The organism is Kribbella voronezhensis, from assembly GCF_004365175.1.
GTDB classification, from domain to species: Bacteria; Actinomycetota; Actinomycetes; order Propionibacteriales; family Kribbellaceae; genus Kribbella; species Kribbella voronezhensis.
This window is the reverse complement of sequence record NZ_SOCE01000001.1, coordinates 5272723-5289013: the sequence shown is the minus strand read 5'-3', so window position 1 is coordinate 5289013 and position 16291 is coordinate 5272723. Positions and strand designations below refer to the sequence as shown.

Here is a 16291-nt window from a genome sequence, read left to right as displayed (position 1 = left end):
TGTTCGATAGCCAATTGAGCAATAGTGGACCGCATGACAGGCCAACATGTCCCGGCGAGCACCCTCTCCGGCCTGCTCGGTGACTGGTCGGGCGCCTCCGGCCCGGCGTACCGGAGTCTTGCCGAGCGGCTCCGGCTGCTGATCGCCGACGGCCGGATCATGCCCGGCGCTCGGGTGCCGAGCGAGCGCGAACTCACCGACGCCCTCGGAGTCAGCCGGACGACCGTCGCCTCGGCGTACCGCGAACTGCGCGACCGCGGCTACCTCACCAGCCGCCGCGGTTCGGGCAGCGTCACCTCGCTCCCGTCGAAGATCGAGCCCGAACTCGGCCGTCACCACGCGCCCGGGATCGACACGGAAGGGCTCTACGACTTCACTTGCGCGGCCTCCCCCGCGGTACCGGGAATCAGTACTGCGGTCGGCGAGGCGCTCGAAGATCTCCCGCGGCATTTGGCGACTCCCGGCTACCACCCACAAGGGTTGCCCGAGTTGCGCGAGGCGATCGCGGCGTCGTACGAGGCTCGCGGACTGGCCACCTCGCCCGACCAGATCATCGTCACCGCCGGCGCGCTGGCCGCGACGTCCATCGCGATCCGGGCGATGACGCAGATCGGCGACCGGGTGCTGACCGAGAGCCCGACCCACCCGAACTCGGTGGATGCCATCCGGCGCAGCGGTTGCCGGGTGGTCGCCGTCCCGATGAGTCCCGGCGGCTGGGACCTTCCATTGCTGGAGGCAACTATCCGGCAGACGTCGCCGCGGGCCGCCTGGATGGTGGTCGACTTCCAGAATCCGACCGGCTGGTTGATGTCTGCGGCCGATCGGCAGCGGTTGGCGATCGCGTTCGCCCGTGCACGGACGACGGCGATCATCGACGAGACGCTGTTCGAGTTGGCGCTGGACGGGCAGGAGATGCCGCCGCCGTTCGCACTGTTCGATCCGGCGGGTGTGATCACGGTCGGGTCGGTGAGCAAGTCGTTCTGGGGCGGGCTGCGGATCGGGTGGATCCGGGCGCCGGAGGCACTGGTTGCTCGCATCCTCGACGCTCGGGGCTCGCTGGATCTGGGGGCGCCGGTGCTGGAGCAACTGGTCGTCTGCCGGTTGCTGCGGGAGCGCGCCGGAGTACTGGCGGAACGGCGTACTGCGCTGGCTTTGCAACGGGACGCACTCGCGGATGCCTTGCGATCCTCGCTGCCGTCGTGGCGGTTCGAGGTACCGGGTGGCGGATTGTCGCTGTGGTGCGAGTTGCCCGATCCGGTCGGCTCCAGCCTGGTCGGGGTCGCGCAGCGCAACGGCGTACTGGTGGTGGCCGGCTCTCGCTTCTCCCCGGACGGGGGTCTGGAGAGCTTCCTGCGGTTGCCGTACACGCTCGACGCGGACACGCTGCGTGACGCAGTACGGCGACTGGCCGACTCGTACGCCGGACTGGCTGCCGGAGCGCCACCTCGGCGTACGGCGATGATCGCGTGAGCGTCCCGTAATCGGGTGGGGGAAGGTTCGCCCGCGGGGCGGCGTTGAGAGACTATGAAAGTCACTCTGCGAGAGGCGTGAGATGTCGTTCTTCAAGCGCAACACAGCCCTGGTCGAGCCCGAGGCTGCCCTGCCCGGCCGCCAGGAGCCCGGATTCGCCGTACCGGCGGACAACATCGTGCTCGGTACGCCGCAGACCGCGCCCGCTCCGGCCGGCTTCGAGGAAGTCTGGTTCGGCACCGGCTGCTTCTGGGGCACCGAGGAGATCTTCTGGCAGCAGCCCGGCGTCTACACGACAGCCGTCGGCTACGCGGGTGGGTACACACCCAACCCGTCGTACGAGGAGGTCTGCACCGGCCGCACCGGCCACACCGAGGCGGTCCGCGTCGTCTACGACCCCACCAAGACCACCTTCACCGACCTGCTGAAGGTCTTCTGGGAAACCCACGACCCGACCCAGGGCATGCGCCAGGGCAACGACCTCGGCTCGCAGTACCGCTCGGCCATCTACTACACCACCGACGCCCAGCGCACCGAAGCCGAACGCACCCGCGACCTCTACGCCCCGGTCATCAAGCCCCTCGGCTACGGCGACATCACCACCGAGATCGCTCCCCTAGGCTCCCACTACTACGCCGAGGGCTACCACCAGCAGTACCTTTCCAGCTACAAAAACCCGAACGGCTACCGCTGCCACAGCAACACCGGAGTGCCGTTCCCGGAGTAACACCTAGTACTACGGGAAGCGCCCGCATCGCGCCTCCTACGTCGGCCGCTCGACCCACCCACCCCGGGTCGCCGCTCCTACGTCGCGGCTGAAGATGCGTGCGCGTCACCAGCCAAGTTCCCAAAGGTGGGCGTCACCTCTCGAGGTGACGCCCGCTTTCATGTAGCCCGCTCGAACTCCAACCCCAGCGCCGATCCTGTCTGCTAACCCGAACTGCTACAGGCATCACCGCAAGAGAGGTGTTGGATCAAGGGAGGCGGCGGGCTAGGTGGAGGTGGATTTGGGCGTCGAGTTCTACGGTTTCGGGGAGGATCTCGAGGGTTCGGCGGAAGACCTCGTTGCGATCGGCGGGTGGCAGCATTACGTAGGCCGAGACTGTGGAGAGTTGTCCGATGTAGTCGTGGGCGCTGATCGTCAGGCGTCTTTCGATCACCGACTGCTGGACGTCGGTGAACCACTCGGATTGCTGGAGCTCCGTGCCGGGCCATTGCATCGGGCGATCCGCGGGGGTGCCGTCGGGCGATGGGATGCCGTCGTCCTCCAGGTACGGGGCACGTGCCGCGCGCGCGGCATCCTGGAGCGCCGGGTCGGCCAGTTGGATCGGTACTCCGAACGAGGCGAACACGCCGCCCGGTCGGACGAGTGCGGACATGCGGGCCCACCGGCCTTCAGGGTTGGTCCAGTGCAGGGCGGCGGCCGAGTAGACCAGGTCGTACGCCGAATCCAGGGGCAGATCCTCGAAGGCGGCCTGCGCGGTGGTGACGTTTGTCGGCAGGTGTTTGCGTAGCTCGGCGAGCATGGCAGCGTCCGGCTCGGTCGCCGTGACGGCGATCCCTGCCTGCGCAAACAGGCGCGTCGCCTTGCCTGTCCCGGCGCCGATCTCGAGAGCGTTTCGGATCGGCATACCGGCGTACGCCGTCACCAGCTCGAGGAGTTCCACCGGGTACCCGGGCCGGAACCTTTCGTACGCCTCCGCCACCGTCCCAAAGCTCAACGCACGCACAACCATGCCAGCATCCTGGCACCTCCCACGCGCCTCCGCTCGCCATTTTCCCGGCCACCGCTCGTACCTCGCGGCTCAGAGCGAGGTGCTGGCTCAGCCGCGTTCGGGGGTCGGGGTTTTGGTGGTTCGGGTGGCTTGCTGGCCGGCGGATTGTCCGTTGCGGTCGGCACGGGCGCCGTCGGTTGAATTGCCATTGACGTGGACTGCACCGGACGCGGGAGCTTGGCCGCTCATCATCGCTCGGAGCTTCGCGACCTCCGGCGAAGCGGCCTGTCCGGTGCTGGGCGTCGTTTGCTGGTTGGTCGCTTGCGCCTGGCCTTGCTGAACGGGTTCTGGCCGAGGCTCACCCCCGGGCGACCCTTGCTGCGGTGATGATTGCTGCCCTTGCTGGGGTCCGGCCTGCTGCCCTTGCTGTGGCGCTGAATGTTGCCCTTGCTGGGGCGCAGTCTGCTGCGCTTGCTGCGGTCCACTCTGCTGGGCCTGCTGTGGCCCGGCTTGCTGCCCCGCCTGCTGCGCTTGCTGCGAGCCAGCTTGTTGCGGCCCCGTCTGCTGGGCTTGCTGCGAGCCAGCTTGTTGCGGGGTGGTCTGCTGGCCTTGTGGGGTGGCTGATTGCTGAGCGGTTTGTTGCGGGGCCTGCCGCGCAGCTTCTTGTTGGTACCAGTTCTGATAGTGCTGTTCCGCGTGGCCGACTGCCTGGTCCATGCCACTGATAGCGCGGCTGGCGGCGTCCCTGGCGAGCATGGTCTTCTGTGCGCTGTTCAGCGACTTGTCGGCCTGTGCCGTCGCCAGCTTCTCGAACTCGGCACGTGCCGGCGCGACCACCTGAGCCCGGACGGCGTCGCGGTGGGATTCCGGCATCAGGCCGCCGAGGCGCTGGTCGATGACCATGTCGGCCGCCTCGTTCCAGCGCTGTGTCCGCTCGGTACCGATCAACCGGGTGGCGATCTCGTCGGTGGACTGGCCCGTGCGGGCGGCGAGAGCGCTGTTCAGGTCCGCCGACGCCGAGGTGTACGCCGGGTAGGCGTCCATGCTCGGCTGGGTCAGCACACCGGGCGCGGCACGGTCGAGCCCGACATCCGCGATGACGCCGTCGAGGTTGCGGTGGGTCCAGTGCTCGGCCTGTCCTTCCTCGAGTGCGCGGCCCGCCGGGTCATGAGTCGGGTGCGCGCCGGGCACCGTGGGATCGCCGTAGTGCGACGACAGGTGGACCGCCTCGTGGGTGACGGTGGCCGCGGCGTCTCGAAGGCGGTAGTTCTCGTCGTTGGTCAACGGGCGGCCGCCCGTGTAGGCGTGCCTGACCGGATCCAGCACCCTGCCCGGACTGACCGTCATCGCGCCGTCGGCATGGGCACTGCCGAGTACGCCGGGGTCGAGCTCCTCGAAGACCTGCTTGTTCCACCGCGTCGGCGAACCGGTCCGCTGCTCGACGGACCTGATCACGCTCGCCACCCACTGGTACTCGGGTGACGACGCCGGAAGCTCCCTGCCCTTCTGACTGGGCATGTCAGCCCGTCTGGCCCTCTAGCCGGAGCTCCTCGATCAGCCGAGCCAGTGACGAGTTCATCCGCAGGATCGTGCCGGCCTCGCGGGCGGGGGCCTGATCGGCCAGCTCCGTGATGGCGCGAATCGCGGACTCCGCCACGGCGATGCGCTCCTCCGTCGACCCCTGCGCGCTCGCGGCCTCACCTTGCAACTGGACAGCCCGCTCGAACTGCTCACTCGTACCGGGCGCCGGCCCGGTGATCAGCTCGGGCAGCCGCTCCGCCCTGGCCAGGGCGCGGGCCCGCCAGAGGTCGTCCGGGATCAGCGCCGCCAGATTCTTCAACCGCTCGACCTCGGCCGCGATCGTCGCCTGATCCGCACCCCGCAGCGAGTCGGACAGCGCACGCACCTGGGTGTCCACGGTCTCAAAGTCCATACCCGAACCTTAACGAATCCCGGGTCCGTCCCGGCCCGCCGAGTTCGCACGACGGTGAACAGGTGCTGTGAGCAACTCTGGCCGCATCGGCTCCTCCACCGGACAGACCTGCGCGGGCCACCTTCGTAAGCGGGCTGTTGTTGGGTGGTGGCGGGAGGTGATCGGCGGCTTCGAGGTGTTGCGCGGGTGGGGGTGCGGGTGCACTGTCGAAAGGCCAGACGGGCCGGGAAACGGTCCCGGGCCGATGGCTGTCCCGGGGAGGCATCATGGGCGCACCACGCCGCGTCATCGCTTCCGTCGCCGTACTCGCGGCTGCTTTCGCCGGAGCCGCCGTCGCTGCCTTCGCCTCGCCGGCCGACCAGGAAGTGACGGTCGGCAGCCCGTCGACGCCGTTCTCGCAGAACAAGCAGAACGAGCCGGCCGTCGCCATCGACGCGCACGACCCGTCGGTGATGGCCGCCGGAGCCAACGACGAGATCGACATGGAGTCCTGCGCGGCAGGCGACCCGACGACCTGCCCGTTCACCGACGGCGTCGGAGTGTCCGGGGTCTACTTCTCCTTCAACCGCGGCGCCTGGACACAACCGACGTACACCGGCTGGACTGCCCGCGACTGCCTCGGCCCGGCAGCCTGTACGCCGCATGTCGGCCCGATCGGCACACTCCCCCATTACTACGAGGCCGGGCTGGTGTCCGACGGCGATCCGGCCGTTGCCTTCGGCCCCCGACTTGGTGCGGGCGGCACCTTCTCGTGGAACAACGGATCGCGGCTGTACTACGCGAACCTGACCTCCAACTTCAGCGCCGACCGGCGACTGGAGACCTTCCGGGGTGTCGAGGCGATCGCAGTGTCCACCACCGACAACGTTCGCGCCGCCGCGGCGAACGACGCGTCCGCCTGGAGCGCGCCCGTGATCATCTCCAAGCAGTCGGCCACCACGTTCTCCGACAAGGAGCAGATCTGGGCCGACAACGCCGCGAGCAGCAGGTTCTTCGGCCATGTCTACGTGTGCTGGTCGTCCTTCCGCAGCAACAGCCGCGGACAGGCGTTCCCGGTGCCGTTGACGGTCGCACGGTCGGCCGACGGCGGACTTAGCTGGATCACCAAGCAGGTCGGCCCCGCGACGAGCAACGGCCTCAACAGCCAGCCTGACGGTTGTGTCGTGAGAACTGACAGCGCCGGCAACGTGTACGTCTTCGGCATCGGCACCCGGCACGGAACCACGTACCAGATGATGTACCGCTCCACCGACGGCGGCGCACACTGGACCGGACCGTTGCTCGTGGCAACCGTCGTCGAGCCCGGCGTCTTCGACCCGGTCCAGGGACGTCCGGTGATGGACGGCATCGCCGGCGCCCGCGTCGACCTCGCCGGTGGACCGAACGTCGACATCGCGAACGGCCGCCCCACCGGCGCCGGCGCGACCAACGAGATGTTCATGACCTGGGCCGATGCCCGTCAGGGGCTCAACCACGAGCAACTGATGCTCACCTGGACCCGCGACGGCGGACAGTCCTGGGCCACCCCGTCGGCAGTGCCGATCGCGAGCGGCGACCGGCCGTTCTACAGCGCACCGGCGGTCTCCCCGGACGGGTCGGACCTGTACGTCGTCTACAACGCGTTCACCACGCCGTACCGCGACGACACCACGAGCGCGCGTGGGCTGGTCGGCGTTGTCCTGCACGCGAACGTGGTCAACGGCGTACCGACCGGCTGGTCGGAGCTCGAACGCAGCCCGGTCGGAGATCCCCGCGGTAGCAGCGCGAACGCTCTGATTTCGGAGTTCCTCGGCGACTACGTCTACGCCGCGGCGACCAACGACTTCGCGGTCGCCGTCTGGAACGACACCCGCGACGCGGCACCGTGCGGGTCGATCAACGCCTACCGTGCCTCGCTCTACACGGCCAACCCGCTGAGCCCGCCGAATGTGCTCGGCACCTGCCCGGCAACCTTCGGCAACAGCGACATCTTCGGAGGAACGTACACGGATCCGACACCCTGATCCGGCGCCCGGCGACGGAGGAGCAGCACAAGGCTCCTCCGTCGTCATCCTGCCGTCAGCGGAGCGGCTTGGAGAACATGAGGATGGCGTCGTCGTCGTTGCGGACCATTTCGCCTGGCGGGACCGGCTCGAGCTTGTAGAGGATGCCGCGGCCGTCGGGGATGTAGCCACGGCGTACGTACATGCGTTGGGCCGTGCCGTAGTCGGCGTACAGACCGACGCCGATGGCAACGACATCGGAGCGCTCGGCAACCAACGCCTCGGCCGCGTCCATCAGACCGCTGCCGATCCCGCGGCGGCGGAACTTCGGCAGCACGTTGAAGTCCTGGATCTCCGGGATCCCGTTGAACGGCTGGTACGGCGACTTCCAGTTCACCGTGACATAGCCGGCGTACTCGTCGTCGACCGTGGCCACGAGGACGCTGCGCACACCGTCTCGCTGCTGCGCGACGTACTTTTCGTACTGCGACAGCGGCTTGTTCCAGCCGATCGCGGCCATTGCCGCCGCGATGACTTCCGGATCGTCGTCCCGCAGCGCCCTGATCACGTACTCCGAACCGCTCACGAGACTCCTCCAAGCCGAGGTACCGACGTCCGCACGCTAACCCGCCGAACACCACCATGTCCCCAGGTTTTCCACCCACTTCCGTACGCCCGGTCCGCCGCCGGACGTACGCCGTACGAAGGTGAGAAGTCAGCCCATGGACTTCTGGCCGTCGATCGCCTCGCGGATGATGTCGGCGTGGCCGGCGTGCTGGGCGGTCTCGGCGGCGATGTGGAGGAAGACGCGGCGGGCGGACCAGAAGACGCCCGGCGGCTGCCAAGGAGCGGCCGGAAGCTCGTGGCTCTTGTCGAGATCGAGGGTGCGGACGAGCTCGTCGGTGGCCGCCGCGACCTTCTCGTACTCAGCCAGTACGCCGGCCAGCGTCTCGCCGTCGGTCAGGCGGAACTGGTTCTCCCACCACTCGACCAGCTCGGGAGTGAAGTCCGCCGTCTCGGGCATGCCACCGCCCGTCTGCGCGAACTCCGCCCACCGCCGCTCGACCAGCGTGACGTGTTTGATCAACCCGCCGACCGTCAAGGCGCTGACCGTACTGCGAGTGTTCGCCTGCTCGTCGGAAAGGCCTTCCGCCGTGTGGCGCAGGAAGTAGCGATGCTTGGTGAGGAACTCGAGGATGTCGGCACGCTCACCGGTCAGGACCTGCTGCTCGTTCGTTGTCATGCCTCGAGCTTAGGAACAGTAGCGGCCAGCTTCTGACCTCTACTCAGAAAGTTCTGTGCCGACTCATTCTTCGACCCATTCCAGGAGGTCGCCGGGTTGGCAGTCGAGGACCTGGCACATCGCTTCGAGGGTGCTGAAGCGGACGGCCTTGGCTCGGCCGTTCTTCAGTACGGCGACGTTCGCCGGGGTGAGGCCGACGCGCTCGGCGAACTCGCCCACGCTCATCTTGCGCTTGGCCAGCTCGACGTCGATGCGGACGACGATCGGCATCAGATCACCCCTTGCAGTTCGGTCTGCAAGGTAGTTGCTCTGCGCAACAACGCGCGCAGCACGACCATCAGGAGACCCAGCACGGTGACGCCGGTCACCAGCAGGAACAGCAGCAGCGGCAGACCTGGGTCGTTCGCCTTGAATCCGACGTACAGGAGGACGCCCACGAGTACGAGCCAGGCGGCGGCGATCGCACCGACGATCGTGTTCACCCACGCCATCGAGGAATCGCTGAAGATGCGGTCGTTCTTGACCAGCGTCAGCAGCTTCCAGGTCGCCACCACGACGACCTCGACACACAGCACCAGGAACACCGACACGATCGTCGCCGGCCACCTCAGATAGGCGTCCTCCGGCGACTCCTTGGCCATGTACGCGAACTGCCCCGGCAGCGACATCGTCTGGAACAGGACCAGGATCCCGAACAGCACGACCAACACCACCCTGAGCATGGCAACCACGCGATTCTCGGTAAACATACATCGAGAATCATGCATTACCTATCGATTGTCAATAGCTCGCCACTTCAGAGACGACTGCGCCGACCAAGCCGAATCTGTTGCCCTAAGCAACCTTCGATAGGGTCCGGCGGCTGTCTCGTCAAGGTGGTTGCACGTTGTTGCAGAACGGCCTGCAACAAGTGGCAATGTGGGTAACAGGGGGATCTGGGCGGGCGATGGTTGGGTCGCCGACCCGCTCGACGACCCTGCCCTGTCGTCGATGTCGCCCGGTCGGCGTGACCTGAGGGGTTGCCCCGTGAATGTCCTAGCTCGATCACCCCACGCCCGATGGCGAAAAGTTCCCCGAGGAGTGGTGGCCGCGGTTGTTTCGCTGGCCCTGCTGGCCGTCGGAATGGAAGCCCAGCAAGCCGAAGCCCTCCCAGCCACCGATCAGAAGCCGGCTGCCGTTCCCCCGAAGAAGGTGGACTCGCGTCCCGACGTCGTCTCCGCGGCCGTGACTGCCCGCTCGCAGGGTTCGCGCGTCGAGGTCGAGTCGATGCGCACGGAGACGTCGACCACCTGGTCGAACCCCGACGGCACGATGACCACCGAAGCGCACGCGGCGCCGATCCGATTCAAGTCCGGTGGCGCGTGGAAGGGCGTCGATCTGACCCTGCAGAAGGGGATCGACGGTTCGGTCGCGCCCCGTGCGCAGCAGCACGGTCTGCGTCTCGGCAAGCACAACGCCGCCACCGGTCAGGTCTTCGCCTCCGCCGACTCCGGTCCCGGCAGGTCCGTGGAGTGGATCTCACCGTGGAAACTCCCCGAACCGACGCTGGATGGCACCAAGGCGACGTACGCCGAGGTCCAGCCCGGTGTCGACCTCGTTCTGGATGCCCGCCGCAACGGTTTCGAGAACGACTTCGTCGTCAAGCAGCGCCCGGCCGCCGCACCCGTATGGCGAATTCCCTTGCGCACCAAGGGTTTGACGGCGAAGGCGCAGCCGGACGGCTCGATCAACTTCGTCGACGCCAAGAACGTCGTACGGTCGACCATCCCGGTCGGTGACATGTGGGACTCGGCCTCGGCCAAGACCACCGTGAAGGTCACCGTCGAGCAGGTCAACCCCGGCAAGGCGACCCTTGTGATCGCCCCGGACGCGAAGTGGTTCCTCGACCCGGCCCGGCAGTTCCCGGTGACCGTCGACCCGACGTACGCGACCACCGCGACGTACGCGAACTTCGACACCTTCGTCCAAAGCGACGTCTCCGGTGACCAGTCGGCCAACACCGAACTGCGCGTCGGGAAGACCCCGACCGGTGTGGCCCGGTCGTTCCTCAACTTCGACACCGCTCCCTTCAAGGGCAAAGACATCGTGTCGTCGTGGCTGAACATCTGGCAGCACACCTCAGCCTCCTGCACCCCCTCGACCGTCAACGTCCGCTCGACAATGACGCTGGCCACGACCGCGACCCGCTGGGCCAACCAGCCCGCACTCGGCACCGTCTACGGCTCGCTGTCCGCCGCGAAGGGCTTCTCGAGCGCCTGCCCCGGCGGCCGGATCATCATCCCGATGACGAGTCTGGCTCGCGCATGGTCGAACGCCTCGTACACCGTCGGCGGCCTCGCCCTCGTCGCCGCCAACGAGGCGGACGCGAACTCCTGGAAGGAGTTCTACTCCACCACCGGCTCCAAGGACCCCGTCATCGGCATCACCTGGAACCGACCCCCGGCCAAGCCCGCCACAGTGGAGCCCAGCGAAGCCGTCGCCTATGCAGCACCCGGTGAAACGACCTCGTGGCTGTACTCCGCGAGCCTGACCCCCTGGGTCCGCACGAAGGCCACCGACCCCGACGGCAACACCGTCAAGTACATCTTCGAGTTCTACACCGGCACCGCCGACACCCTGAAGGTCTGGGGCACCTGCACCACCCACGTCTACGCCTCCGGCACCCTCGCCGGCTGCCGCCCGTCCGCGGATACTCCACTCCCCGACAACACCCTGCTCTACATCCGCGCCAAGGCCAACGACGGCCGCGTCGACGGCCCGTGGGTCGGCTACAACCAGCGTCTCCGCACCGGCGCAGCGGTCCCATCGCAGCCGACCGTGTCCTGCCCTGCGCCGTACAACAACAACGACTCCTGGCAGGACAACCCGCCCACCGCCGACGTCACCTGCACCGTCACCGCAACCGGCGTCGGCTACAACGCCCCCGGCTACCTGCGCCTCATCGTCGACGGTAAACGCCCCGCCACCAACTTCACCGGCGGCGCCGAGGGCCAGATCAAGATCCCCCCGTCCAGCGACCCGAACGTCGCCAAGTTCCCGGTCACCTTCAGCAAGGACACCCCGGGTCTGCACACGATCGTCGCCCAGGCCCAAACGCCGGCCGGCACCCTGTCGTCGAACGCGACGTACAAGTTCGGCTGGGGCGGCACCTCGCTGACCTCACCCGCCGCCGACCCGCGCACCACGACGATGAGCACCGTCCGAGTCACGGCCGCAGGGCCGCCCAAGGGCCTCGCCTCCTCGGTGACCGCCAAGGTCAAGTGGCGCGTCTCCGGCTACGGCAGCGCCGATGACCTGGTCGGCTGGAACGAAGACCCGACCGCCCTCACCGTCACCGACAGCGGTGCAGGCGGCGTCAGCGTCAACACCCAATGGGACAGCACCACGGCCAAGGTCGACGCATTCCTCGACTCCGACCCCAATACAGCAGGCATCCAGCCGACCACTCTCAACGACCGCGTCCCGGTCCTCCTGGACGTCCAGGTCTGCTTCAAATACGGCACCACCGAACAGTGCACCTGGTCCCAAACCCCGAACACAACCATCCAACGAGTCCCACACGCCTTCGGCAACGGCTTCCCCACCGCCGACGCAGGCCCCGGGCAGGTCGCGTTGTGGACCGGCGAGTTCAACACGGAAGCCACCGACATATCGGTCCCCGGCTACACCGGTGATCTGTCCATCTCACGGTCCCACTCGACGTACTCCGCGCCGACCAACAACATCGACGGCGCCTTCGGTCCCGGCTGGGTCGCCCAATTCGACGGCGCCGAAGCCGGCGCGGCCGGAATGCGGGTCATCGACTCCACCCAGGTCGACGGCACCATCGCCCTGGTCGACGGCGACGGCAGTTCGCTGGTGTTCACCTCGCCGACCCGTAAACGGCGGACGACGGGCAGCTTCGACACCGGCACCTGGATCCCGGCCGACGAAGACACCGAACTGGACGGATCGAAGCTGACCGTCAGTGGTTCTGGTACCTCGACAATCCTTTCCTACATCGAAGACGACGGCACGATCACCACATGGAACCCGGCAGCGCTGCCGGTGCCCGCCGACCCGACCTGGTGGCGGCCGATCACGATCAGCGAGCCGGGAATCGCGACCAAGACGACGTACTCCTACGACACCGACGGCCGCGTCGTGCGGATCCTCGCGCCGACGGGACCGGGCGTCACCTGTGCCGCGTACAACGCGTCCCAGCCTCTGACCGGAATGGCGCCGGGCTGCCGCGCACTGCATTTCAAGTACACGCTCATCGGCGCGAGCAAGACCCGGTTGAGCGAGGTCTGGCTGGACATCTACAACCCCGACAAGTCGCCGGCCGGGATGGATTCCGTCCAGGTCGCGGCTTACAGCTACGACAGCAACGGGCTCCTCATCAAGGTCACCGACCCACGGTCGAACCTGTCCACGGAGTACGGCTACAACTCGTCGGATCACCTCACGTCGGTGAAGCCCGCCGGCCAAACGCCGTACCAGCTGAACTATGTGACAGTTGACCAGCGGGAGAAGCTCGACTCGGTCAACCGTGACCGTCCCGCCGGTGACCCTGCCGGCGGCACGGCGACGCTCGGAAGATTCGTCTACGACGTACCGCTGTCCGGCGCAGGTCTGCCCGACCTCACGGCTGGTTCGGTCGCCAGGTGGAACCAGAAGACCGCACCGACCAAGGGATTCGCAGTCTTCGGGCCGGACCACCCCGTCTCCGGAACGCCGGGCACTGACGATTGGCAGTACGCCGATCTGCAGTACACCGACGCGGCCGGCTACACGGTCAACACAGCGAAGTACGGCGCTGGTGACTGGCAATACACCTCGACCGACTACAACGACCTCGGCAACGTCACCCGGCAACTCGACGAACGCGCGCTGCGCGCACTGATCGACAACGCGGTCCCAGCCGGTGCCTCGGCGGACCAGTTGGCCACGGTGAACGTGTACAACGCGGACGTCAAGAACGCAGCCGGCGACACCGTCGTCACCCCGGCGGGGACCTTGGTGACGGATTCCTACGGTCCGTCGCGCTTCGCCACGGTCAAGGACGGCAGCACCAAGTGGGTCCGGACCCATACCCACACCGAGTACGACGAATTGGCGCCGAACTCGGGGATCAACCCGGCGACTACGCTGCCCTACCGCCTGCCGACCACGGTCACTACCGGTGCATTCGACCCAGGTACGGGCAGCGAAGAGCCGATCACCCGCACCACGACCGACTACGACCCAGCCGTCAGCGGCGATCCGTCCGGTTGGGCACTCGGCCAACCGAGCAAGACGATCACCGACGCCAACCCGGCCGGCCCTCGTAACGACGTGACCGGCGACGTCGTCAAGATCACCCGCTACGACGCCGAAGGCCGAACCACCGAAAGCCGTCAGCCGAACTCCAACGGTGCCGATGCGGGCACCACCAGAACGGTCTTCTACACCGCTGCCGCCAACTCACAGTTCGCCGACTGCGGTCTCAAGCCCCAGTGGGCAGGCCTGACCTGCAAGACCTATCCGGCCGCGGCCCCATCAGCCGGTGGTACGGCGACCCCGACTCTGCCGACCACGACTACAGGCAATTTCAACTATCTACTCGACCCCAAGACGGTGACCGAAGTCTCGGGCACCGTGACCCGGACAAGCACGACCAGCTATCTGCCTGACGGTCGTACCTTGACCAGCAAGACAGCCGTCACCGGCCTATCGGGTTCTAGTCCGAACACGGAGAAGACCACGACGTACGACGCTGCCAGCGGTCAGCCGACCGTGGTGACCGCGAAGGCCGCCGACAACACCACGACAACCATCACCACCGGCTACGACAGTTGGGGCCGGCAGACCAGCTACCAGCCCCAAGGAGACCCTGCCACCACGACCGTCTACGACGCGAGTGGGCAGGTCGCGACCGTGACCGACTCGAACGGGTCGACTCGCTACACCTACGACGGCACCGACGCCGCCGGCAAGACCGAACACCGTGGTCTTGCGACCAAGGTTGAGGTCACGACTGCCGGGTCGACGTGGTCGTCGACCGGTGCGTACGACGCCGACGGGTCGATGACGACCCAGAAGCTGCCTGGCGGCATCACGCAGTCCACCGACTTCGACAATGCGGGTGAGCCGGTCGGTCTGCGCTACACCGGACAGGTCACCACCACCAACGAAGACGGCACCACAACTACCGATTCCGATGGTCCGTGGCTGTCGTGGTCGGTCGACAACGACGTCACCGGTCGCATCGCTCATGAATGGACCCCAGACGGATCGGCATTCACCGGCTCGAGCGGCGATGCGCCGGGCGACGCGATCGGCTACGACCGTGGCTACAGCTACGACAGCCTCGGCCGTCTCACGAAGGTCCAGGACCGCACCGCCGCAACCACCGGCGTCGACGTCACCGACCCCACCCAACTGCCGGGCTGCGTCACTCGTACCTACGGTTTCGACCGCAACGACAACCGGCTGACCAAGGCGTCGGCCGGACCTGCGGCTGATGGCTCCTGCACCACCACCGGGGGCACCACCACGACCCGGGCTTTCGACACCGCCGACCGCCCGACCACGGGAGCCAACGGCGTCGGGAACTACACCTACGACGCCTTGGGACGTACGACGACCCTTCCGGCTTCGGATGCTCCGAATCCGGCAGGCGGCAACCTCACCATCGGGTACTACGACAACGACCTGGCCCGCAGCATCGCCCAGGGCGGAACCACCACCACCTTCACCCTCGACGCCCTGGACCGCCGTTCAGTAGAGACGGCGACCAACGCCAGTGGCTCGACCGACACCGTCCGCCACTACACCGACACCTCCGACAACCCGACTTGGATCACTGAGGGAACAACGACGGAGCGGTACGCCGAACTGATCGGCGGCGACCTGTCGCTCACCGTGGACCAGACCGGCAACGCGTCGCTGCCGATCGCCAACCCCCACGGCGACACCGTCACCACCATCGACCTGACCGGCACCCAGCCGGCCACCTCGATCGGCGCCTGGAGCAGCTACGACGAATACGGCCAAACCACAGACTCGGCCTCGACGGGGCCGGTCGACTACGGCTGGCTGGGTGGCAAGCAACGCGCCACCTCAGCCACCGGTCTGATCCTGATGGGCGTCCGGCTGTACAACGCGGCGACCGGGCTCTTCACCTCGACGGATCCGGTAGCCGGCGGCAACGCGAACGCTTACACGTATCCGTCCGACCCGATCAACTCCCTTGATCTGGATGGGCGATTCGGTTGGCGGAAGTTCTTCAGGCGAGCAGCCACCATTACCGGCGCAGTCGCGGTCGGCGCTTGTATCGTGGCGACGGCCGGGCTCTGCGGGGCACTCACCTTGGCGGCCGTGGCAGCCAGCGGCGCATGGAATTACTACCAATACCGCCACGGCGATGACCAGGGACACCGAGTTTCCGGCTGGAAGGCGTTCGGTAACTTCGCGGTCGACGCCGTCGGTACCAGGCTCAAGGCTGTGCGGAACTTCAGCAAGTTGGCCAGGCATGCCACCAAGGCACGCAAGATCTGGCGCTTCACCTATCGGCGGTCGAAGCACTTCGTCAGCCACAACCGCTCACTGCGGTACGCCGTGCGGCATCATCGATACAGGACAGCCTTCCGCGTCTCGGCGCAGGGCTTCTACGGATACCGGGCCTGGAAGAACGGATGGTGAATGCAGCAGCTCCTGGCACACGGCTGGATTCGGTGGGCATTGTCCGGCCTGGTACTGCTCTGGCTGGCAATCAGTGCCTGGCAGTGGCGGATGCAACCCTATCGGTCCTACCTGATCACACCTATCGGCTGGATCTGGTGCGTGATTGCGGCGTCATTGGACAACCACGTGCTGTTGCTGATCGGTTTCGTACTTCTTTTCACTGGCGCAATGATCGACAGGCTCTGGCGTTTCAGAAATGACCGGAACATTCGATCCTAGTTGAGTTACACGCGGCCCGTCC

Annotated in this window: 12 protein-coding genes; 5 read left to right on the top strand and 7 right to left on the bottom strand. The window is 67.0% G+C overall.

Going from position 1 to position 16291, the window contains the following annotated elements; all coding sequences use genetic code 11:
- Positions 1–33 precede the first annotated feature (33 nt).
- Entirely contained in the window at positions 34–1470 is a 1437-nt protein-coding gene (gene yczR / locus EV138_RS24700; protein ID WP_133981154.1) for a MocR-like transcription factor YczR, read from the top strand.
- Positions 1471–1552: 82 nt separating this feature from the next.
- Entirely contained in the window at positions 1553–2197 is a 645-nt protein-coding gene (msrA, locus tag EV138_RS24695) for a peptide-methionine (S)-S-oxide reductase MsrA (protein ID WP_133981153.1), read from the top strand.
- A gap of 247 nt (positions 2198–2444) precedes the next feature.
- Here the strand turns inward: msrA and EV138_RS24690 are convergent, their stop codons facing one another.
- From EV138_RS24690 to EV138_RS24680, 3 genes are all read right to left on the bottom strand, one after another.
- Positions 2445–3206, bottom strand: coding sequence for a class I SAM-dependent methyltransferase (locus tag EV138_RS24690; RefSeq protein ID WP_133981152.1), 762 nt, complete (start codon positions 3204–3206; stop codon positions 2445–2447).
- 87 nt (positions 3207–3293) lie between these two features.
- Complete coding sequence (locus tag EV138_RS24685) at positions 3294–4703, bottom strand: hypothetical protein (protein ID WP_133981151.1); 1410 nt, start codon at positions 4701–4703, stop codon at positions 3294–3296.
- Position 4704: 1 nt separating this feature from the next.
- On the bottom strand, positions 4705–5118 hold the full coding sequence (locus EV138_RS24680) for a hypothetical protein (protein ID WP_133981150.1): 414 nt from the start codon (positions 5116–5118) through the stop codon (positions 4705–4707).
- Positions 5119–5384: 266 nt separating this feature from the next.
- Here EV138_RS24680 and EV138_RS24675 point away from each other — a divergent pair, with 266 nt between their 5' ends.
- Complete coding sequence (locus EV138_RS24675) at positions 5385–7121, top strand: sialidase family protein (RefSeq protein WP_133981149.1); 1737 nt, start codon at positions 5385–5387, stop codon at positions 7119–7121.
- 55 nt (positions 7122–7176) lie between these two features.
- Here EV138_RS24675 and EV138_RS24670 read toward each other — a convergent pair whose 3' ends face one another.
- The 4 genes from EV138_RS24670 to EV138_RS24655 form a co-directional block, all read right to left on the bottom strand.
- Positions 7177–7686, bottom strand: coding sequence for a GNAT family N-acetyltransferase (locus EV138_RS24670; protein WP_202866812.1), 510 nt, complete (start codon positions 7684–7686; stop codon positions 7177–7179).
- Between the two features lie 129 nt (positions 7687–7815).
- Positions 7816–8343 carry a DinB family protein gene (locus tag EV138_RS24665; RefSeq protein ID WP_133981148.1) on the bottom strand — a complete coding sequence of 176 codons (528 nt, stop codon included), beginning with the start codon at positions 8341–8343 and terminating at the stop codon, positions 7816–7818.
- Between the two features lie 63 nt (positions 8344–8406).
- Positions 8407–8613, bottom strand: a complete 207-nt coding sequence (locus EV138_RS24660) for a helix-turn-helix domain-containing protein (protein ID WP_133981147.1) — start codon at positions 8611–8613, stop codon at positions 8407–8409.
- Positions 8613–9092, bottom strand: a complete 480-nt coding sequence (locus EV138_RS24655) for a DUF2975 domain-containing protein (RefSeq protein ID WP_133981146.1) — start codon at positions 9090–9092, stop codon at positions 8613–8615. The genes EV138_RS24660 and EV138_RS24655 overlap by 1 nt, the downstream gene beginning before the upstream one ends.
- Before the next feature lie 334 nt (positions 9093–9426).
- Between EV138_RS24655 and EV138_RS24650 the strand changes: the two genes are divergently transcribed.
- Together EV138_RS24650 and EV138_RS24645 are read left to right on the top strand one after the other, a co-directional pair.
- Positions 9427–16008 carry an RHS repeat-associated core domain-containing protein gene (locus EV138_RS24650; protein WP_238158332.1) on the top strand — a complete coding sequence of 2194 codons (6582 nt, stop codon included), beginning with the start codon at positions 9427–9429 and terminating at the stop codon, positions 16006–16008.
- Positions 16009–16269, top strand: a complete 261-nt coding sequence (locus EV138_RS24645) for a hypothetical protein (RefSeq protein WP_133981145.1) — start codon at positions 16009–16011, stop codon at positions 16267–16269. It begins immediately after the preceding gene.
- Positions 16270–16291: the final 22 nt, after the last annotated feature.

Excerpts from the sequence above, each read along its gene's own strand:
- yczR (WP_133981154.1), top strand. The coding sequence starts at position 34 with ATGACAGGCCAACATGTCCCGGCGAGCACCCTCTCCGGCCTGCTCGGT.
- msrA (WP_133981153.1), top strand. The coding sequence starts at position 1,553 with ATGTCGTTCTTCAAGCGCAACACAGCCCTGGTCGAGCCCGAGGCTGCC.
- EV138_RS24690 (WP_133981152.1), bottom strand. The coding sequence starts at position 3,206 with ATGGTTGTGCGTGCGTTGAGCTTTGGGACGGTGGCGGAGGCGTACGAA.
- EV138_RS24685 (WP_133981151.1), bottom strand. The coding sequence starts at position 4,703 with ATGCCCAGTCAGAAGGGCAGGGAGCTTCCGGCGTCGTCACCCGAGTAC.
- EV138_RS24680 (WP_133981150.1), bottom strand. The coding sequence starts at position 5,118 with ATGGACTTTGAGACCGTGGACACCCAGGTGCGTGCGCTGTCCGACTCG.
- EV138_RS24675 (WP_133981149.1), top strand. The coding sequence starts at position 5,385 with ATGGGCGCACCACGCCGCGTCATCGCTTCCGTCGCCGTACTCGCGGCT.
- EV138_RS24665 (WP_133981148.1), bottom strand. The coding sequence starts at position 8,343 with ATGACAACGAACGAGCAGCAGGTCCTGACCGGTGAGCGTGCCGACATC.
- EV138_RS24660 (WP_133981147.1), bottom strand. The coding sequence starts at position 8,613 with ATGCCGATCGTCGTCCGCATCGACGTCGAGCTGGCCAAGCGCAAGATG.
- EV138_RS24655 (WP_133981146.1), bottom strand. The coding sequence starts at position 9,092 with ATGTTTACCGAGAATCGCGTGGTTGCCATGCTCAGGGTGGTGTTGGTC.
- EV138_RS24645 (WP_133981145.1), top strand. The coding sequence starts at position 16,009 with ATGCAGCAGCTCCTGGCACACGGCTGGATTCGGTGGGCATTGTCCGGC.